At 49.0% G+C, this 19,734-nt stretch carries 16 protein-coding genes and 1 riboswitch; of the genes, 4 read left to right on the forward strand and 12 right to left on the reverse strand.

The window, feature by feature from the left end; translation table 11 throughout:
- The first annotated feature begins 98 nt into the window (after positions 1-98).
- A complete protein-coding gene (locus tag FJQ58_RS06370) occupies positions 99-1,031 on the forward strand; it encodes a proline dehydrogenase family protein (RefSeq protein ID WP_139991595.1) in 933 nt (310 codons plus the stop codon).
- A gap of 574 nt (positions 1,032-1,605) precedes the next feature.
- Here the strand turns inward: FJQ58_RS06370 and FJQ58_RS06375 are convergent.
- The 9 genes from FJQ58_RS06375 to FJQ58_RS06415 all read right to left on the reverse strand — a co-directional run bounded on the left by FJQ58_RS06375 (position 1,606) and on the right by FJQ58_RS06415 (position 12,586).
- Positions 1,606-2,610, reverse strand: a complete 1,005-nt coding sequence (locus tag FJQ58_RS06375) for a 5-oxoprolinase subunit C family protein (RefSeq protein ID WP_139991596.1) — start codon at positions 2,608-2,610, stop codon at positions 1,606-1,608.
- Positions 2,607-3,371 carry a 5-oxoprolinase subunit PxpB gene (pxpB, locus tag FJQ58_RS06380; RefSeq protein WP_238403850.1) on the reverse strand — a complete coding sequence of 255 codons (765 nt, stop codon included), beginning with the start codon at positions 3,369-3,371 and terminating at the stop codon, positions 2,607-2,609. Before pxpB ends, FJQ58_RS06375 begins: the two co-directional genes overlap by 4 nt.
- Positions 3,368-4,129, reverse strand: a complete 762-nt coding sequence (locus FJQ58_RS06385) for a LamB/YcsF family protein (RefSeq protein WP_139991718.1) — start codon at positions 4,127-4,129, stop codon at positions 3,368-3,370. The genes pxpB and FJQ58_RS06385 overlap by 4 nt, the downstream gene beginning before the upstream one ends.
- Positions 4,130-4,282: 153 nt before the next feature.
- Positions 4,283-5,668, reverse strand: a complete 1,386-nt coding sequence (locus FJQ58_RS06390) for an NCS2 family permease (protein ID WP_139991597.1) — start codon at positions 5,666-5,668, stop codon at positions 4,283-4,285.
- A gap of 121 nt (positions 5,669-5,789) precedes the next feature.
- A riboswitch (purine riboswitch) is annotated at positions 5,790-5,890 on the reverse strand.
- A 109-nt stretch (positions 5,891-5,999) separates the two neighbouring features.
- Positions 6,000-8,051: an iron ABC transporter permease gene (locus FJQ58_RS06395; protein WP_139991598.1), complete on the reverse strand. Its 2,052-nt coding sequence runs from the start codon at positions 8,049-8,051 to the stop codon at positions 6,000-6,002.
- An 8-nt stretch (positions 8,052-8,059) separates the two neighbouring features.
- The gene (locus FJQ58_RS06400) at positions 8,060-9,082 is read right to left on the reverse strand and encodes an ABC transporter substrate-binding protein (RefSeq protein ID WP_139991599.1); all 1,023 of its coding nucleotides are present in this window, start codon (positions 9,080-9,082) and stop codon (positions 8,060-8,062) included.
- 261 nt (positions 9,083-9,343) lie between these two features.
- On the reverse strand, positions 9,344-10,648 hold the full coding sequence (locus FJQ58_RS06405; protein ID WP_139991600.1) for a 6-phospho-beta-glucosidase: 1,305 nt from the start codon (positions 10,646-10,648) through the stop codon (positions 9,344-9,346).
- A gap of 18 nt (positions 10,649-10,666) precedes the next feature.
- Positions 10,667-11,638 (reverse strand): N-acetylglucosamine kinase, encoded by a 972-nt coding sequence (locus FJQ58_RS06410; protein ID WP_238403851.1) that lies wholly within the window; start codon positions 11,636-11,638, stop codon positions 10,667-10,669.
- Positions 11,639-11,734: 96 nt separating this feature from the next.
- Positions 11,735-12,586, reverse strand: coding sequence for an AraC family transcriptional regulator (locus FJQ58_RS06415; RefSeq protein ID WP_139991601.1), 852 nt, complete (start codon positions 12,584-12,586; stop codon positions 11,735-11,737).
- Positions 12,587-12,737: 151 nt separating this feature from the next.
- Here FJQ58_RS06415 and FJQ58_RS06420 point away from each other — a divergent pair, with 151 nt between their 5' ends.
- The 3 genes from FJQ58_RS06420 to FJQ58_RS06430 all read left to right on the forward strand — a co-directional run bounded on the left by FJQ58_RS06420 (position 12,738) and on the right by FJQ58_RS06430 (position 14,942).
- On the forward strand, positions 12,738-13,430 hold the full coding sequence (locus FJQ58_RS06420; protein ID WP_238403852.1) for a TetR/AcrR family transcriptional regulator: 693 nt from the start codon (positions 12,738-12,740) through the stop codon (positions 13,428-13,430).
- Positions 13,431-13,664: 234 nt separating this feature from the next.
- Positions 13,665-14,189 (forward strand): PadR family transcriptional regulator, encoded by a 525-nt coding sequence (locus FJQ58_RS06425; RefSeq protein ID WP_139991602.1) that lies wholly within the window; start codon positions 13,665-13,667, stop codon positions 14,187-14,189.
- Entirely contained in the window at positions 14,190-14,942 is a 753-nt protein-coding gene (locus tag FJQ58_RS06430; protein ID WP_139991603.1) for a CPBP family intramembrane glutamic endopeptidase, read from the forward strand.
- Between the two features lie 191 nt (positions 14,943-15,133).
- Here the strand turns inward: FJQ58_RS06430 and FJQ58_RS06435 are convergent, their stop codons facing one another.
- The 3 genes from FJQ58_RS06435 to guaA form a co-directional block, all read right to left on the reverse strand.
- On the reverse strand, positions 15,134-16,747 hold the full coding sequence (locus tag FJQ58_RS06435) for a helix-turn-helix domain-containing protein (RefSeq protein WP_139991604.1): 1,614 nt from the start codon (positions 16,745-16,747) through the stop codon (positions 15,134-15,136).
- A 102-nt stretch (positions 16,748-16,849) separates the two neighbouring features.
- Positions 16,850-17,860, reverse strand: coding sequence for an ABC transporter substrate-binding protein (locus tag FJQ58_RS06440; protein ID WP_139991605.1), 1,011 nt, complete (start codon positions 17,858-17,860; stop codon positions 16,850-16,852).
- A gap of 282 nt (positions 17,861-18,142) precedes the next feature.
- On the reverse strand, positions 18,143-19,681 hold the full coding sequence (gene guaA / locus FJQ58_RS06445) for a glutamine-hydrolyzing GMP synthase (RefSeq protein WP_139991606.1): 1,539 nt from the start codon (positions 19,679-19,681) through the stop codon (positions 18,143-18,145).
- Positions 19,682-19,734: the final 53 nt, after the last annotated feature.

Below are 19,734 nucleotides of genomic sequence, written 5' to 3' on the forward strand. Positions count from 1 at the left end.
AGGCTAACATGGAGCGATATCGAACTGAACTGAATATACTAATACCGAACTCCCTGAAACGGACTCCTACTCATGCTTTGCGGAAAGGAGCAGTACGGATGGGCATCGGATCAATATGGTACCGCAAAACCTTATTAACGATTACGGGCATACCGCTCGTAGAGAAGCTTTCCACCACTTATGGCAAAAAGCTCGCAAGCAGATTTATTGCCGGAGAAACGCTTAAAGACGCGCTTGACGAAGTTGAAGCGCTTGGCAAGCTTGGCATTATGGCTACGCTGGATCATCTGGGCGAGGGAATTCACGATTTAAGCGAGGCTGCTGCCTACAAAGACCAATATATCAAGCTAATTGAAGGCATTGCCGCCAGCAAGGCAAGCTCTAACGTATCCTTAAAGCCGACTCAAATGGGACTCGCTCTGGACCGGGCCGCTTGCTATGAGAACATTCGGGCAGTTGTCAAGCATGCGAGGCGTCACCGTAACTTCGTCCGCATCGACATGGAAGATACGCCTTACACACAGGCAACGATCGATATCGTGAAACGGCTTCATGCCGAGGGATTAACCAATGTAGGAACCGTGCTGCAGGCTTATTTGTTTCGCACAGATCAGGACGTGCAGGATATGCTGCAGGCGCGGATAAGCCTACGGCTTGTGAAAGGAGCTTATAAAGAATCGGCGGAGGTCGCTTTTCAGAAGCCTGCCGAGGTTCTGGAGAGCTTCAAAAGCATGATTAAGCTTCATTTGGAGCAAGGCGTATACACAGCGATCGCTTCGCATGACGACGCCATTATTAGCTGGGTGAAGGCATATGTACGCACACACCACATACCCAAGCATGCTTTTGAGTTCCAGATGCTTTATGGTCTCCGTATGAACGAACAAGCCCGGCTAGCCAAGGACGGCTATCGCATACGCTGCTATGTTCCCTATGGCGAGATGTGGTACCCCTACTTCACCCGACGCTTAGCCGAGAAACCAGCCAATCTCATGCTCGTTCTCAAAAACATGTCCAACCTAAAGCGCTGAGCTGCCCTTGCAGCTTCAGCGCTTTTTCTCTTCATTTGAATTGTCGCCTGTAAGCACACTGGCGCTCTTACAGCTCCATTTCGCCGTATCTGCCACATCGAAAAACAGCCGTAAGAGCATATATGCTCTTACAGCGCAAAAGTAACCTCTGTTTCTCGACTGTAAGCACACCCGCGTTCTTACAGCTCCATTTCGGCGTATCTGCCACCTCGAAAAACAGCCGTAAGAGCATATATGCTCTTACAGCGTAAAAGTAACCTCTGTTTCTCGCCTGTAAGCACACTGACGGCCTTACAGCTCCATTTCGCCGTATCTGCCACCTCGAAAAACAGCCGTAAGAGCATATATGCTCTTACAGCGCAAAAGTAACCTCTGTTTCTCGCCTGTAAGCACACTGGCGTTCTTACAGCTCCATTTCGGCGTAACTGCCACATCTAAAACACAGCCGTAAGAGCAAATATGCTCTTACAGCGCAATAGTAGCCTCTGTTTCTCGCCTGTAAGCACACTGACGTTCTTACAGCTCCAATTCGCCGTATCTGCCACATCGATAATTAGCCATATTTATCATTTTCCTAATTAAATTTTAGCGCAATGGCGGCCTTTAATATTGCCATATCTCGTTCGCTGTCCAGATAAAGCCGCTCCGCCTGCAGCTGCGTGATCGCCTCGAATCGAAATCGGTCACCAGGCTTTAACTGGGCGAATACCGGAAGGTCTACCGTTGCCACCTGGGCGATTCGCGGGTAACCGCCTGTCGTCTGCCGATCGGCAAGCAAGACAATCGGACTACCGTCCGAGGGCACTTGAACGGTTCCGTTCGCTACAGCTTCCGAGATAGCCTCGATCGGAGCGGCCAGCATTAACTTTTCAGCTCCATTTAGGCGATAGCCCATTCGGTCGGATTGTGGTGCAATTCGGAAGGTCTCGCTAAACAAAGCCGCTTGGCTAGAAGCCTGGAAGCGCTCATAATCAGTACCCGGCATTGCGCGAATCATGGGCTCCGCTAATTCATCGGCTACCGCGAAATGGCTTGCATGCCAGGACGGCACAGTCACACTGCTGATTCGCTTCTTAACCAAATTCTGAAGCATTCGCATAGACAGAGGACTAGCCGGCCCCGCAGATAGCTTATCCCCTGCCTTAACTCCTCTTCCCATGAAGCCTCCAATTGCAGCACGCAAATAAGTGCTTCTGCTGCCCATGATCTTCGGCACGTCCAATCCGCCTGCAACGGCCAAGTACGAGCGGCATCCCGATTGACAAGCTTCGAAATGAATCGTTGTCCCGGCATTCACCAGTGCCGGACGCCATAATGGCAGCCGTTCACCGGAAGCAGTTACCTTCATCTCTGCTCCGCAAATGGCAATCAGCATATCCTGTTCAATTAGCAGCTTCGCCCCCGCAAGCGTTACTTCCAGTACAGCCTCATCTCCCGCGTTCCCGACTAGAAAATTAGCGACCCGCGCCGCACCTGTGTCCATAGCTCCGCCAGGCACCACGCCGTATCTTTGATAGCCGTATCTGCCTAGATCCTGAATCGTAGCGAGCAAGCCGGAACGAATCACGGTTATACTCATAACGCACCTTCTTTATACAGGTCATATTGCTGCCTGGTTATGGGAATAAAACGTACCGTATCACCTGCTCTGAGCAAGCTTGGAATTTCGTCCTGCGGCCGGAATAGAGCAAGCGGCGTCTGGCCAATCAGCTGCCAGCCCCCAGGCGTAGCAAGCGGATATACGCCCGTCTGTTTGCCTGCAATTCCAACACTTCCATGCGGAATGGTTGTCCTTGGGGTTTGATGCCTTGGCGCTGCAATACGTTCCGATAGGCCCCCTAAATAAGGAAAGCCAGGCGCAAATCCCAGCATATAAACACGGTAATCGCTGCTAGTATGAATCGCAACCACTTCCTCTTCCGTTAGCCCGTTGTAACTGGCTACAAAGCTGAGATCTGGCCCTTCGTCTCCGCCATAACAGACGGGAATTTCAACCGTACGACTTGCTTGCTCATTCAAATGCAGCTGCTGATCGTTGCTAAGATAACGCTCTAACCGAAAGCATACCGTCTCAAACAGCGTAGCATGCCCGTCTTCCTCCCATGTGCGGCTCTTCAAAACGAGCACCGGGTCATAATGTACGGCAACCGATGCAAAGGCAGGCACGCACTCGATCCATCCCGCAAAAGGCTGGGCTTCCAAGCGTTGGCTAAGCTTCATCACTTTCCGATTCGTTTCCAGCTCGATACAGTCACCCAAACGAACAAGAACCGCAGAATCGCCGAGCGCCAGCAGCTCGCATGCCATTCGCCGACGATCGTTCACATGATTCCCACTCATTCTCCTGCACTCCTCACCGAGACGCCCTCCGCCTCCAAGGATGTTCGTAACAGCCTCACATGTTCTATTGCCCCAGGCGTATCCCCATGAACACAAACCGAATCCGCTCTTAAAATCATCCGGTTGCGTTGGTGCGTAAGAACCTCGCCTTTCTTTATCAAATCAAGGGCTTGTGCCAAAGCGCGAGCCCCGTCCTCGATAACAGCCCCCTCCGTTCCACGCGGCGTAAGCGAGCCATCGTCTTCATAAGAACGGTCTGCAAACACTTCACTGACAGTATGAAGGCCAATCGCCTGCCCAGCCAGTATAAGCTCGCTGCCCGCCAGCCCAAACAGCAGCAGCCGCGGCTCAACTTTGTAGATGGCCTCTGCGATGGCTTCTGCTAGCAAACGGTTCTTTGCAGCCATATTATAAAGAGCTCCGTGCGGCTTAACATGCGCTAACCTACCGCCTTCTGATTTTGCAAAGGCATGAACCGCGCCAATCTGGTAGACCACCAGCTCATAGGCTTCCTCTGGCGAAATCGCCATCACGCGTCGGCCGAAGCCTGCAAGGTCCTGCAAGCCCGGGTGCGCGCCAATGGCCACCTCATGCTCTAACGCCAGCTTAACCGTTCTCCGAATCGTCGCCGCATCGCCCGCGTGGAATCCGCAGGCAATATTCGCCGATGTAATATATTTCATCAGCTCGCGATCTTCATTAGCCTGATAAACCCCAAAACCTTCGCCCATATCGCAATTCAAATCAACGCGCAGCATGTGGTTCCCCCTATGATCCATCGAATTCTACTCCAAAGTATATCAAATTAGAGCCGCGATGAACGAGCCGTCAATCACATATATCCCAATAGAACTCCTATGACTACAAAAAAAAGAAGCAGCGCCGGTCCAGCGCTGCTTCTTCCCAACGGTTTATTCCCCGCCCATAAACACGTAGCGGCCAATAATTAGAGCCGCCAAGATCCACATGAGCCAGTGGACCTTATATTTGCCTTTGCCTGTCGCATTTGCAACCGATGCAAGCAGTACGTACGATACGATACCGAACGAAATTCCGTTCGCGATGTTGTAGGTTAGAGGCATGAACGCAAGCGTCAAGAATGACGGAATCGCGTAAACCATATCCGAGAAATCAATGTCTTTCACCGATTGCATCATCAACACGCCTACGATAATAAGTGCTGCAGCCGTTGCCGCGCCCGGAACGAGGGCAACAATCGGAGACAGGAAGATCGCAAGCAGGAAGCAGATTCCTGTTGTTACGGCTGTAAGGCCTGTACGTCCGCCCTGCGCAATACCAGCGGAGCTTTCGACGAAGGCCGTAACCGTACTCGTTCCAAGCACCGCGCCGCCGCTGACGCCAATGGCGTCTACAAACATCGCTTTACCGACGCGCTTCTTACCTTTTTCCGCATCCTTCATGTAACCTGCACGGTTAGCCGTACCAACCAGCGTACCGAATGTATCGAACATCTCTACAAACGTAAACGTCAGGATGACGGTTACGAGACCAACCTCGAACACACCCGCAAAGTCAAAATCCCAGAAGTTCATTTTGGTGAAATCAGGCACCCATGTTTGGCCGCTGAATGCTGCTTTGACGTCTACATGGCCAATAAGAATCGCTATAACCGTTGTGCCTAGAATACCGAACAAGATCGCGCCCGGTACGCGAAGCACCATCAGCACGCCGATCAGCAGCAAAGCAATAACGGTAAGTACAACCGTTTCATTGTGGAAGCTGCCCAGTTGGATAACGGTTTCGGAACCGCCAACCGGCGTGAACACGCCAGCCTTAATGTCGGTGAAGCTTGAAACGGCAATCGTCATAATGCCGCTGTTCTTCAAACCAATAATGGTAATGAACAAACCAATACCGACTGTAATCGCATGCTTCAGGCTGTCAGGAACAGCGGTGATCAGCATTTGGCGAATTTGCGTCAGCGTTAGAATGATAAAGATAATTCCTGAAATAAAGACCGCCGTTAATCCCATCGCAGGCGATATCGGGGTGTCCGTTGAAGCTGAAGCGATGACAACGGAGGCAAAATAAGCGTTAAGCCCCATGCCTGGAGCTAGAGCAACGGGGAAGTTCACGAACAAGCCCATTGCAATGGTAAAAATACCGGCGGCAAGCGCCGTAGCCAGAAAGACAGCTGTCCAGTCTAAACCCGCTGGCGTAAGTATGATTGGATTGACGGCCAATATGTATGCCATCGTCATGAAAGTCGTCAGCCCCGCCATAATCTCTGTTCTGACATTTGTTCCGTGTTCCTTTAAGCGAAAGAAACGTTCCATTTTGATTACTAACCTCCCAAAATTGTGGTGGAACAAACAAAGAAGCCTAGAAAAAAATGCAAATATCGCATTTCTCCTAGGCTCTGCAAAAAGGGGAAAAGTATACCCGCTGGACCGATGCGAGCTTTTCCGCCATTTTCGTAGCCTGATCATTTACGGTGACCGAGTAGAGACTCTCAAGCCGATTCTTGAGATTATACGAAAAAATATGCTGTTGTTGTTTTCCGTTTTCAATTCTAATGAAAATGTGTCCAATTTGTCAACAACTTTTACGAACATTAATGACAAAAAATAAGCTCATTATTCGCTTTTTCTTGGATTTGGCATTAGATCACTTTTTTCTTACGAGTGAGCGGTACATCAGAAACAGAAAGTAAGGCGCGCCGATCAGCATAATGATCAACCCTGACGGAATTTCCTTTGGCGCCATTACCGTCCGGCCGATCGTATCCGCCAGCACTAGCAGCATTCCTCCAAGCAAGCCCGACAAAACAATTGAGCGTCTTGTGTGGTGTCCGACCATCATTCTGACTGCATGCGGCGCCATAAGACCAAGGAAACCAATGGTTCCCACGCTCGCTACCGCTCCGGCGGCAAGCAGCACACCTACGATCATGGCCCATAGCCGTGTGCCTTTCACGGGCAAGCCGAGGCCGGTTGAGCTTTCATCACCAAAAGCGAGCAAGTCGAATTTTCTGCCCAAATAATAAGCGGCTGGAATGAGAACGAGTAAGAATATCAAAATGCTGTTGAACTGGTTCCAACCGCGTCCGTAGGTCGTGCCGGTAAGCCAGACAAATGCCGTACTGCTCCAAAGGCTCGCTTTGACGATCATCGCCTGTATGCCCGCAGAGCCAATAGCGGAAATCGCAATGCCCAGCAAAATAAGTACCGATGGGTTAAGCGATTTGCGCCATGCTAAGAAAAATACAAACGCAGCAGCAATAATTCCGCCAGCTATGGCGGCTATCGGAAGCGCAAAGATCGGCAGAGTCGGCCAAATGACAAGAACGGTCAAAGCGCCAAAGCCCGCCCCGGAGGTAACCCCGATAATCGAGGCATCTGCCAGCGGGTTTCGTACTGCGCTTTGAATAAGTACGCCGCTGATCGCAAGCGCGATGCCTCCGCCTGCTGCAACGAGCGTGCGCGGAAGTCGCAGATTAAGAAGCACAGAGTATGAGTCGTCCCCGGCGCCTACAACGCTTCGGAGCAATTCCATGATCGGAATGCGTGTGCCGCCGAGCGAAAGGCTGACGAAAACGAGTGCAACAAGCAAAACCGTCATCACAATAGCCGTTGGCGCGAAGCGCATCCGCAGAGGCGCCCCTCCAATGCTCATGGAAGCTTGACCCGAGCCTGAGGAAATGTTTTTCATCTTGGTGAGTACCAGCCAAATCAGCCATGGTGCCCCAATTATCGCCATGACTGCGCCAACCGGCATCTCGCCGAGGCTGCTTCTCACCATCCGTGCAAGCAAATCCGCAGCCGTTATGAGCAGCGCGCCCCAAAGCGCGCTCGCCGGAATGAGCAGACGGTGCTTGCGAATACCGGAGAGCCTGACCAGATGCGGAGCTACAAGCCCAACAAAGCCGATCGGCCCGACAACGCTCACAACGATTGCGGCCAAAAACACCGAAAGCACGAGTCCGCCCGCACGGGTTAAGCCCACACGCTGTCCCAGTGAGCGAGCAGTCGATTCGTCAAGCTCCAGCGCATCGAATTGGCGACCGGCGAATATCGCAGCGGCAAGCATAATCGCCACGAACGGCCAGGCAAACTCGACACCGCTCCAATCGAGCTGAATCAGCGTGCCTCCTCCCCAAAGAAATAACGATTGCGTTTCTGTTGCTTTAAAAATATGAATCGCCGAAGTGAATGCGCCAAGTACCATCGAAACGATCATGCCCGATAACGCTAGTCTGACCGGCGTTGCTCCTCGTCCTCCTCCTAGGAAGTAGGCAGCTAGCGCAGCCAAGAAGCCTCCGGCAGCAGCTAGGACAAAGGGCGCCTCGTGCTGCAGCGCGGGAAAAGCGACCATCCCGAGTACGACCATAAAGTATGCGCCAGCGTTAATGCCGAGCGTGTCTGACGCCGCAAGCGGATTTCTCGTGATCGTCTGCAGCAGCGCCCCTGCCGCCGCAAGCGCAGCACCGGCAATGATGCCGATGACGGTACGCGGCATACGAATATCCCAGAGCAGATTATGCTCCATGATGTCGGTGCGGTGCAGCAAGCCGTCAAACACGGTTGCAAACGGAATCTTGGCTTCCCCGAAGCACAGACTAAGGATAGACAGAACGAAAAGGGCGGCAAGGCCGCCCCCAAATATGCCGATAATTCGACCGATCATGCCCTTTGAGGCTTCATTTTTGGGTGTGCTCATAAGCTCACTCATTTCGTCAATGCGGTTACGACTTGATCAACGATCACTTTGGAGGAGATCGGACCGCCGAATACCCAAGTTGCGCTGTCCAGTGCAAATGTACGTTTTTCTTTTACGAAGTTAAGGCCATTCCATACGGAATTGTCTTTCAGCGTACCTGAGAAGATATCATCGTCCTTCTGAACGATATAGAGCAAATTCGTATCTTGTACAGCCGGCAAAGCTTCAACTGTCGATGTGCTAAAGCCATACATTTCGAAGTTTTCCGGTTTCCAATCATTTTTAAGGCCAATGCGGTCCAGTGTTTGTACCGCCAGCGAGTTATCCGTGAACAAACGCATGGTTGCTGCATTCTGGTAACTGAACGCTTGCGTAAGTACATAGTTCAAGCCTTCTTTGCCCGCTGCAGCCAGCTTTGTTTTGGCATCTGCATAATGCTGGTCAAGATCGGCAAGCACTTTATCGCCTTCCGCTGTTTTGCCTACCGCTGCCGCAATCGATTTGAACATATTAACCATCTCGGTGTATTGGTCGCCTTGGCCTTCAGGCGGATAAAGACCGAATATCACAGTTGGAGCAATGCCTTTCAATTGTTCGTAAATCGCTTCATGGCTGTCTGTATTCGCAATAATCAAGTCAGGCTTCAATGATGCGATTGTCTCAAGGTTAGGCTCGTGGCGGAAACCAACATCAGTCACGCCTGCGTCAAGCGGAGCTTCTCCTGTAACCCATACCTTATAGCCCTCATTGTCCGCATTGCCCACTGGCTGCACGCCAAGCGCAATCACGTCCTCCGTGAATGTCCACTCGAGCACAACGACTTTTTGTGCAGGCTTCTCTAGCGTGACTTCGCCTTTGGCATCTTTAATGACAATCGGTCCAGTCGTTTCCGCACTTGGAGCATTCGTCGCTGCCTCGTTGCTGCTTTTCTCGTTGCTTGCCGAGTTATTAGCCGTATTATTCGCGCCGCAGCCCGCAGCAACCAGCATGACGACAATAACCATAATTAAGCTCATTAACCGTTTGTTCATTTTCACTTACCCCCTATTTTTGTAAACCCAAACTTCATTAATGGAATGATAAAGATTCTCTTTGTTATGATAATGATTATCATGTTCAAGAACATTAGCTATCATATAATCGTTTGACCTTAAAGTCAATGTCAAATTTTTTATATTTTTGTTTCATTTTTCAAAGTCCAAACCAGCATTCACGCAAAAAAAAAGGTCGGGAGCTGCGCTCCCGCCTTTCTGCATGGCTATAAAGAAAACGAATGTAATTAGTAACTTTTCTTATTTGAAGAAGTTAGGCAAATATTCTTTATTCGCCTCCAGCATCTCTTCGAGCAGCAGCTTCGCAACCGCTACGCTCGGCACGAGCGGATGATGGACGAGCGCCTGCAGTGCGATGCCCCGGTCACCAGTGATCGCCGCTTCAATCGTAAGCGATTCGTAGGTCTTCACGGCGTGCATAAGCCCTTTGATCTGCTCGGGAACACGCTGCAGCGGAAGTGGAATCGGTCCCTGGGCTGCAACGACGCAATTCACCTCTATGCTCGCGTCCTCGGGTAAGAAAGGAAGGATTTTTCCGTTTCTTACGTTCAACGTCTGAATATCGCGTTTGTCCGTATAGAGCGCGTGCATGAGATTTACCGCCGCCTCGGAATAATACGCGCCTCCGCGCTTTTCAAGCTGTTTGGGCTTTTCGTTCAAGTTCACGTCCTTGTAAAGCTCGAACAGCTCCTCTTCTACGCGGCTGACGACCTCCGCGCGCGTGCCGTTCTTCTCAAACGAGTCCTTCATATCCGCAAGCATCGCATCGGTCATGTAGAAATAACGAAGATAATACGTCGGAAGCGCACCGAGCGAGCTTAGAAAATCGGCATCCCAGTCAAACGCCGTTACGTTCGTAGCCGAATAATCGCGCCCTCCGCCAATCATTTCCTGAAGCTTGTCTTCACCTTTGACATAAGCTGCCGTCACCCAGTGCAAATGATTAATGCCTACAAATTCCGGCAAAACCTCGCTCTCGCTTACGCCGTATTCCTTGGCGAGAAACTTCTGGAAATTAATCGGCGAGTTGCAAAGGCCTACGGTTTTGACGCGGCTATGCTTTTGCACGGCTTCCGTAACAATGCCTGCAGGGTTCGTAAAATTAAGCATCCAAGCATCCGGAGCAAGCTCTTCGATGTCTTTGCAGATGTCCAAAATAACGGGCACCGTCCGCAGCGCCTTGAACATGCCTCCCGGTCCTGTGGTTTCCTGACCGATCACGCCATGGGAGATCGGAATATGCTCATCGCGGCGGCGCGCTTCAAGCAAGCCCACCCGCATTTGCGTAGTGACGAAGTCAGCCCCTGCAATCGCTTCTCGGCGGTCAAGCGTGAGCTTCACTTCAATCGGAACCCCAGCCTTCTCAACCATGCGCCTCGCGAGCTCGCCTACGATGGCAAGCTTGTGCCGTCCCGCTTCAATATCGACGAGCCAAAGCTCACGGATCGGCATTTCATCATATTTTTTTATGAAACCCTCTACGATTTCAGGCGTGTATGAGGAGCCGCCGCCAATGACAGCTACCTTCAATGATTTTTTGGACATATGATTAGCCTCCTATAGTTAAAATGTTATTTTTCTCAATGTCGCGTCAACGGCATCGCTGATCGTTAGACCACTGCTATCCATGGCACTCATGACAGCGCCGACAACCGGATCAACCGTTAGTTTTACCGTTCTCGCATACGGCGCAACCGTGAGCAGCTCTTCGCGGATGGCCTCAATCATATGAGGAGAGCTGCCCCGTGCGAGAACACTGCCTGTCAGCACGACATCAAATCGTTCCTGCTCCATGCCTAAACGCTTGATGAGCGCATTTGCCGCATTCGCATGCTCACGCCCAGCCTCCCGCAAAATACGGATCGCTACCGCATCCCCCTGCCCGGCTGCCTCAAACATCACCTTCGCAAGGTCTTTCGGAGGCTGCTTGCTATTGTCCAGCGCATCGTCATACATCTCTTGAACGGTCATATAACCAAGATGCTCAGGAACCAGCTCGCTTAGCAGCGTCGCCTGTTCGCGTCCTTCCCATGCCCGAATCGCGCTGCGAAAAGCATGAACCGCCAAATCGCTTCCCGAACCCCGCCCGTCTCCGAACAAGTAACCAAAACCGCCGTACTGCAGCTCTTTCCCCTCTCGGCTTCGAGCCGCCGCATTAAAGCCAGTTCCACTGATGATAACCGCGCCAAAGGATTGATTCGTCCCTGCGCGCATCCCGATCATCGTATCGCAGGCAATGGCATGCTTCGGGTAATCAAGCGATGCGATCATCGGGCGCAATATCGCGTAATCGGGTTCCCGGTCCGCTCCGGCCAGCCCAAAATAAGCAAAATCAACTTGATCCTTCACAACTCCCGCCTCTTGCAGCGCTTGCTGGCATGCTTCGTCTATATTAAGTTTTGCTTTCTCGAAAGCGGTCTGGTGATTGCCGTTGCCGCTATGCCCCCGGCCCAGCACATGTCCTGCCTCATCGACAAGCAAAGCATGCGTCTTGCTGCCTCCCGCATCTATACCAAGAAAAATAATATCGCTCACGCTCCTTGTTCAAATGATCCATAAGCTAATCATAAAATAAAAAACATCGTTCTTCTAATGAAAAAGAACGATGTTCTGATACTATCTTACTGTTTTTTAGGTTCTGAGCTCCGAAGGCAGCTTGCCTACATGCTGCTTGAACAGCCGATTGAAATTAGACAAGTTGCGAAAGCCGCATTCTTCCGCTACTTCTATTATCTTTTTATCCGTAGCTTCCAAGAGATGGGCTGCCTGCGATAGCCTGAGCTGGATTAGATAGTCCATAGGAGAGGTGCCCACTACCTGTGTAAATAACGAGCTGAACCTAGAAGCGCTTAAATGAGCGCCTTCGGCCAGCTCTCCCAGCGTCCAAGGATACGAGATATCTTCCTCCATTTGGTGCAGAACAGCACGAATGACGTCCATGCCTCTTGTATGCTGAGCTTTAATCGTATCTTTCTTGGAAAAGTAACGGTTAACGAGTGCCAGAAATTGAATAAGCTGCGCTCTCACCACAACCTCGAAATAGGGTTCCTTGCGTGCGTACTCCTCCTCCATGCCAGATAGCATGCTCACAACGCGCCTGTGCATGGGATTATCTCGATCAAGCACATTATCGAAGCGGTTCCCAGTCTCGCGGAACGGGACCAGAAGCTCGGGTGCGTAGCGCTGCTCCAAAGCCAGATAGCCCGGATCGAACATTACAATGCTCATGACCAGCTCCTCAGCCTCAAAAGCACGGTGCAAATCATTGGAATGAATGAGTACCAAATCGCCTTGCTGAAATTCATAACGGTTCCCATTGATTAAATAGTAGCCGCTGCCTTTTTGAATATAGTTAATTTCGAGCGCCGTATGCCAGTGCAGTCTCTGAAAGGTAGGCGTGACCCCCTTCGACTCTGATATCACCATCGGAAAAGCCTGCGGCAGCACGATTTCATCTTTGCTAATGGAAGGATGCAGCTTCATGGTGACCTCCTCAAAAGTTTGCGCATGCAAACTTGGCTTCGTAAGCGTACTCTTAAGTTTGCGTATGCAAACTTGGCCTCACATGCGTAGATATGCCTCCTCAAATTATAGCAGAGCTGTGTTCATTGACAATATCTGTAGACCCGCGCTAATGTGTAACCAACGGTTACTAACCAATGGTAATATTCTATTAGGAGGCGTCCCCATCGTTACTAAAAAAGAAATGCGGTCCGAGGAAACGAAACGGTCGATTATTGCTGCGGCAGAGAAGCTGTTCCATGAACGAGGCTACGGTTCTGTTACAATTAGAGAGATTGCCAAGGAGGCGGGCTGCTCCCATACGACGATCTATATCTATTTCCAGGATAAAGAAGCTTTGCTTCACGCCTTGTCTATGGCGCCTCTGCAGCAGCTTATAGGCACACTTGAGGCCCTTGTGGCTGATGCCTTCCTGTCCTCCGATCAGAAGCTGCTGCGCTTAAACGCCCAATTCATCCAGTTTTGTTTGGATAACAAGAGCATGTATGCGATCTTTTTTGAATCCAATGCCGTTAGGGCCAGTGAAGAAAATCCTGAGCTTCCGATCCACCGGCTGCGCAATCAAATGTTCAACATTATTGATCAGTTGCTGGGAACACAATTGAACCTTCCTGAGGGAGAACAGCTGCTTAATTGCTCTCGCATTTATTTCTACATGCTGCGCGGCATCGTAGGAACGTATTCCAATTCGGAGGAGAGCGTTGAATCGATTATGGGACGCCTGTCTACCGCATTCGACCACGCCTTCGAGGCGTTGATGCTGGGGTTTGGCATACAGCTACAGGAAAGAAAAAATGAGCGATAAGCTTTCAGCCTGTGCTTCGTATCCGATTATTTTCCCCTTTAAATAAGATGCTTTTCTGGCGAAGCCCAAAAAGCCCCTTCGTTGCAGCTGCTATGCTGACGGGAGGGCTTTTTTTATTTTGGCAACTTCACTGGTTGAATGCTGCGGAATTTATCTCTTGACATAACATTCCAAATCAAATACATTATATACATCAAATAGATATATCAACTTGATACATGAGAGGGATTTTATATGATTGAGCTTGTTACGTTAGGCATGTTGATGCAAGGAAAGATGAGTGGGTACGATATCAAAAAAATTACCGAACAATCGGTGGGCATTTTCTACAAAATGAGCTATGGCAGCCTGTATCCCGCGCTGAAGCGGCTCGTACAAAGCGCCTTCGTAACTGAAGAGGAGACCAACGACAGCAAGAACAAAAAAATATACAGCATCACCGACCGAGGCCGCGCCCATTTCATGCAATGGCTTGGCGAGCCGCTTCAAGCGAATAAACGGGAATATCTCATCAAAATATTTTTTTATGATTATTTGGATGAACCAACCAAAAAACAGAATTTAATGGCCTATCAGCAAAACATCGCACGCCATATTGCCCAAATGGAAGTTGTGCAGGGCATCGTTTCCAAGGAGCTCGAGCAGCTCGAAAATAAGGATCAATACTACTACCGCGTATCCGTCATGCATTACGGATTGGATTTTTTCAAAATGGAAAATGAATGGCTAAAAAAAATAATCGAAAAAGAGGAACTATAAATGATTAAACCCGACAGCTTTACCGTAAAAAGACCGCTAATCGCCATTATCCTGATCGAGCTGATGCTCATGATTTTTGTCGCTGGAGGCAGCGCCTATGTATCCATTGCCGAGCTCACCCATCCGCTTGCGCCATTTCTCGGATTTATCCCGATTGCCCTGTTCCTGCTCGTCTACCTTTCGGTCAAAAAACGTTGGAGCACCTTCTATTTCAGCAGCCTATCCAAACTAACGAAGCGGCAATGGCTCGAGTACCTGCCTCTGCTTCTGGTCTTGATCGTTTTGGTTATCGGCAACAAGGGCTTTCAGCTTGAGTCCTTCTCCTTTTTTGCTTATTTGCTGCTTTCTCAAATTTTCTTGGTCGGTTTTGTGGAAGAAACATTATTCCGGGGAATGATACTGCGGATTCTGATGCCAAAAGGGAAAGCTTTTGCCATTGTGGTGTCCAGCGCTTTGTTCGGCGTCACGCATGCCTTACAGGCACTTAGCGGCCAGTCCCTAGAGGACACCATTTTGCAAATCGTGTACGCGTTTATTCTCGGATTTGTTCTGACGATGCTGGTCGTACGAAACCGTGCCATTTTGCTGACCATTCTGTTCCACGGCTTGCATAACTTCCTGAACTTTACCGGCAATACGCCGAGCACACACCTCTATGACTATCTCGTGCTGGCGATTCTTCTTGCGCAATTGCTATGGCTGCTCTCCTCTTCGAAAAAAAGCTCTGCGGCTTCGGATGGGATCTACGCGTAGAACGAGAGTTGTTCATGTAAACCAATTATCCATTTCAAAAGAATGCCAAAAAACTGCGGACCGAATGAACGGTGCCGCAGTTTTTTGAAATTACACTCAGTTTGCACTGTAAGCCTTGTACTATATTCAATCGCTTATTCAACCCCATTTGACGGCGCCTTATTTTTTCAAAGAATACGTTTCTATACGTTTCATTGTTCGAAATATAGGTTGATCCCTTCATCCAATTGTCCGGAAAGCGATAATACATCATAAAAAATCCATTTTTCAGGATCCATGTTTTGCACCTTGCCTTGACGTACAGCTGCCAACTGCCTCCATACTGGATTTTTCTGCAATTGCTGATACGTTAAAGCAGCTTCCGCCCCATATACAATAATAAATAACCGGTCAGCTTCATATTGACGGAGCTGCTCGACCGTTACCCTCCTACCGTACTGGTTAGGATGTTCCACTAGCAAATTTTGCACAAGCGGAGGTGGCTGTAAACCGAACGAACGATACATAACCTCACCCACATTGCGGTCCCCTAGCACAAATATCTCTTTCCCTTCGATCAAGATAAGGCCAACGGTCTCATTTGTATTGATATAGGGCTTGATCCGCCGATACGCCACCTCTCGCTGCAACTCGTAGCCGTCAACCCAGCTCTGTGCTTGCTTCCGCATCCCAAGTAAATCTCCGATTGCTTGCAAATGCTCCGTCGCATGCAATCCCATCCATGGTATCGTTGCAATCGGAGCTATGCGTTCCAACTGTTGTTGTATTTCATGCTCTAATGTGTCGCAACTAATAATGAGATCAGGTTTTAGCGCATTCATTTTGTCATAGTAAAGAGTGGATTTATCCCCGATACTCGTAATGTTTCCGCCTAACCGTTGAGCATAATAACCCAAATGATAGGCAGGCGCACCTATCGGTTTTATGCCGAGCGCCAGCAGCGTACATACATAACTCATGGACATAATTTTATACTGGCGCGTGTTTACATATACTCGCGGCGGTACGCCTGCTATCTGTTTGAAACGGCGATTAAAATAATAGCTGTCGCGGTACCCAACCTGCTCTGCAATTTCAGCAAGCGACTGCCTGGAAACAATCAGCAGTTCCTTGGCCTTGCGTATACGCAGCGCGGATATATAATCGTGAGGCGTTACGCCTGTCATTTTTTTAAATAAAACATTATATTGCTTGACGCCGATCCCGGCCCGCTCAGCTAGCTGTTGCGTGCTTATTTCCTGATTGTAATGGTCATTTAAAAAAGAAACGGTCCGTTCCACGGCTTGCATGGAGGTAATCGTTTCAGATACAGCCGTATTTTGCTTTAGCAATGCATGCATTAGCTTCTGGAATCGAAAATAATAATGAAGCTGATCTTCCTCGCTTTCAGGATTTTTTATAGCCATCAGCTTGCGCATTACGCCAAGCGTACGATCGAAAGAATCCATTATGATTTCGCGATTTAAAAACTGAAGCGGCCGGTTACTGTTAGGCTGAGCCTCAATGATATCAAAGGTCATGCACATATAATGCATGTCCTTCTCCGCTTCTCCGATTGATGCGATGACAAGTTTGGCATCAGGCGCTATGGCATAACCGCTTCCAATGGTAACGTCATAACGGTTGTCGTTTATATATAAGCAGCCTGAGCCGCTAGATATAACAATCAGCCTGTAGCTCAAACTGACTACAGAGGGTGTCTGGAGAATATTGTTGTCTTCTACCGATACAATATCAAGCAACCTAAAAAAATATGAATGAAAAGGAGCCGGTTGGTAATTCCTATTTGAAACGCTGCTAGTCATCGAGTCATGGACTCCTCCTACATTTGTTGAGAATCATTATCACTATTTTAATTGAAAAAGAAGAAGCCAGTCAACCCATGAGGTTCACTAGCTTCTTCTTTGTTATTTATTAGGAATAATCGCACTCATCACGTTTTCCAGCTTTTTTTCGTAGGCAAGTGGACCGTTCGTGATCCATACATCGCCGCGAACTTCAAAGACATGGCCTTGTTGGACAGCAGGAATGTTCTTCCACATGCTGCTTTCTTTAAGCTCCTCAGCCTGATTCTCTCTACCTTCATCTACAGCGAGGAAAATATAATCCGCATCGATTTGTGGAATAATCTCCATAGATATGGTTTGGATATCCATATCCTCTCCCCATGCCAGCTTGCGTATAATCGGAGCTGGCTCCAGCCCAAAATCACCATACAATGCCGTCCCTACTTGACCTCCTGGGCCTCCGTATAATCTCAGTTCCTTACTGGCATGGATACGAATCATAGCAGCTGTTTTTCCTTTAGCTGCAACCTGCAATTGCTCTTTGGCCAGCTTCGTTTCCGCTTCGCGCTTTTTAATAACGAGTTCCGCCTGTTCTGTCTTTCCGAGCAAATCAGCTACAATAAGCAGGTTTTTTTTCCAGTTCTGCGGATATTGAATTTCACTGCCGGTAAATACATAGGTAGGAGCAATTTTCGACAATTTTTCATAGGTGCCTTCCTCTGCCCAGCCCTGGAAGCCGAGAATAATGAGATCCGGCTGCGCCGCCATGATCGCCTCAAAATTAAAAGCGGCAGTGTCCAGCTTCGGTACATCTTTTAAGTAATCCTCCAGATAGGTCTGATAATAGGCTCCGCTTGAATATTGCATAATGGGTTTGACGCCTAGCGCGCTCATCTCATCTTCGACAAATAATCCAATTACGTTCTTTGGCTGTGCAGGTATTTCAATTTTGCCAAGGACATGCTCAACGATTCGCGTATCTGTGGATTGGATTTCAGGCGATGCCGATGCTTGCTCTGTTTGTACCGCACCAGCATCTTCCTTTCCCTCTCCCCCGCCGCAGGCTGCAAGCACCAAGACAAGCACAATGATTGTGCAAAATAGGGACCAGCCCTTTTTACGATAAACCATAACCTTTTCACTCCCTCAACTGATACTTATTCTCATTTGTTTACCTTGCTTATCATAAATACCGGAAGTGATTAATTCAATGGACTTTTGTGTACAAACGTCCATTATTAAAGTCATGCCCCTATTGTACATTTTCAATATAATCATCGCTTGAGATGGAATGGATACGCTAAGTTGGACAAAAAATACTCCCTTTTATTTGCTGAAAAACGCAAATAAAAGAGAGTAATTTTTTGCACTCTATATTTTCACTCTATTGTGGCAGGCTAATTCCAATAAAACCTATTCCCACTCAATCGTTGCTGGCGGTTTCGATGTAACATCATAGACGATACGGTTGACGTTGTCTACTTCGTTTACAATACGTACCGAAATCTTCTCAAGCACGTCCCAAGGGATACGTGCCCAGTCAGCTGTCATGCCGTCGATTGAAGTAACCGCGCGGATACCTACTGTATAGGAATAGGTACGGGCATCGCCCATGACACCAACGCTCTTCATGTTTGGAAGCGCGGTAAAGTATTGCCAAATTTCGCGGTCAAGACCTGCTTTAGCGATTTCATCGCGAAGAATCGCATCGGATTCGCGTACGATATGAAGCTTGTCCTCTGTCACTTCGCCAAGCACCCGGATAGCAAGGCCCGGTCCTGGGAATGGCTGACGCCAAACGATCGCTTCCGGAAGCCCGCACTCCTCACCGACTTTACGAACCTCATCCTTGAACAGCGCTTTAAGAGGCTCGATCAATTTGAACTTGATGTCCTCAGGCAATCCGCCTACATTGTGGTGAGATTTAATCGTTTGAGCCGTAGCCGTACCACTCTCTACGATATCCGTGTACAGCGTGCCTTGTGCCAAAAATTCAAAATCATCGAGTTTATCCGATTCCTCTTGGAATACGTAAATAAATTCGTTACCGATAATTTTACGTTTTTGCTCAGGATCTTCTACGCCTTTCAGCTTGCCTAGGAAACGCTCTTGCGCATCGATTTTGAGAACCTTCATATCAAATTTGCCAACGAAGGTTTCCATGACGCCTTCCGCTTCGCCTTTGCGCAGCATGCCATGGTCGATGAACATACAAGTCAATTGATCGCCAATCGCCTTGTGAAGAAGAATAGCTACAACAGAAGAATCTACGCCGCCTGAAAGCGCGCATAGCACTTTTTTGTCGCCAACCTCATTGCGGATATCACGGATAGCGTCCTCGATAAACGACTCCATCGTCCAGTTGCCATCGCAGTCACAAATATTGTAAAGGAAATTGCGTATCATCTCATTACCGAACTCGGAATGACGAACCTCTGGGTGAAATTGCACACCGAAGAAATGACGATCAGGATTGCTCATCGCAGCGACAGGCGCATGGTCTGTAAAAGCATCTATCTGGAAGCCTTCCGGCAGCTCAACAACGTGGTCTCCGTGGCTCATCCATACGGTTTGTACTTTATCCAGACCGAAGCCGATGCGTGTACCTTCTGCAAATTCAACCTCAGCTTTGCCGTACTCACGCTTGCCCGCACGCTCAACCTTGCCGCCGAGCTGATGTGACATCAACTGCATGCCGTAGCAAATGCCGAAAATTGGAATGTTCAAATCATACACAGCCGGATCTACCATTGGTGAATTTTCTTCGTAAACGCTAGCCGGTCCTCCCGAGAATACGATACCTTTCGGCTTTAGTTCGCGGATCCGTTCTGCCGGCGTATTATAAGGCAACAGCTCGCTGTATACGCCCAAATCACGAATACGGCGTGCGATTAGTTGATTGTATTGGCCTCCAAAATCGAGAACAACGATAATTTCATTTTGCTTAGTCATGACCGAGCCTCCCTCAAATTATGTAGTAATTATATATAAGGCGCTTTGAACGA

The organism is Paenibacillus paridis (assembly GCF_006345825.1).
Lineage (GTDB): Bacteria > Bacillota > Bacilli > Paenibacillales > Paenibacillaceae > Pristimantibacillus > Pristimantibacillus paridis.

Coding starts and splice junctions, on each gene's coding strand:
- FJQ58_RS06405 (WP_139991600.1), bottom strand. CDS start 10,648: ATGTCCAAAAAATCATTGAAGGTAGCTGTCATTGGCGGCGGCTCCTCA.
- FJQ58_RS06420 (WP_238403852.1), top strand. CDS start 12,738: ATGTGTAACCAACGGTTACTAACCAATGGTAATATTCTATTAGGAGGC.
- FJQ58_RS06370 (WP_139991595.1), top strand. CDS start 99: ATGGGCATCGGATCAATATGGTACCGCAAAACCTTATTAACGATTACG.
- FJQ58_RS06400 (WP_139991599.1), bottom strand. CDS start 9,082: ATGAACAAACGGTTAATGAGCTTAATTATGGTTATTGTCGTCATGCTG.
- FJQ58_RS06440 (WP_139991605.1), bottom strand. CDS start 17,860: ATGGTTTATCGTAAAAAGGGCTGGTCCCTATTTTGCACAATCATTGTG.
- FJQ58_RS06395 (WP_139991598.1), bottom strand. CDS start 8,051: ATGAGCACACCCAAAAATGAAGCCTCAAAGGGCATGATCGGTCGAATT.
- FJQ58_RS06385 (WP_139991718.1), bottom strand. CDS start 4,129: ATGCTGCGCGTTGATTTGAATTGCGATATGGGCGAAGGTTTTGGGGTT.
- pxpB (WP_238403850.1), bottom strand. CDS start 3,371: ATGAGTGGGAATCATGTGAACGATCGTCGGCGAATGGCATGCGAGCTG.
- FJQ58_RS06435 (WP_139991604.1), bottom strand. CDS start 16,747: ATGACTAGCAGCGTTTCAAATAGGAATTACCAACCGGCTCCTTTTCAT.
- FJQ58_RS06375 (WP_139991596.1), bottom strand. CDS start 2,610: ATGAGTATAACCGTGATTCGTTCCGGCTTGCTCGCTACGATTCAGGAT.
- FJQ58_RS06390 (WP_139991597.1), bottom strand. CDS start 5,668: ATGGAACGTTTCTTTCGCTTAAAGGAACACGGAACAAATGTCAGAACA.
- guaA (WP_139991606.1), bottom strand. CDS start 19,681: ATGACTAAGCAAAATGAAATTATCGTTGTTCTCGATTTTGGAGGCCAA.
- FJQ58_RS06425 (WP_139991602.1), top strand. CDS start 13,665: ATGATTGAGCTTGTTACGTTAGGCATGTTGATGCAAGGAAAGATGAGT.
- FJQ58_RS06415 (WP_139991601.1), bottom strand. CDS start 12,586: ATGAAGCTGCATCCTTCCATTAGCAAAGATGAAATCGTGCTGCCGCAG.
- FJQ58_RS06430 (WP_139991603.1), top strand. CDS start 14,190: ATGATTAAACCCGACAGCTTTACCGTAAAAAGACCGCTAATCGCCATT.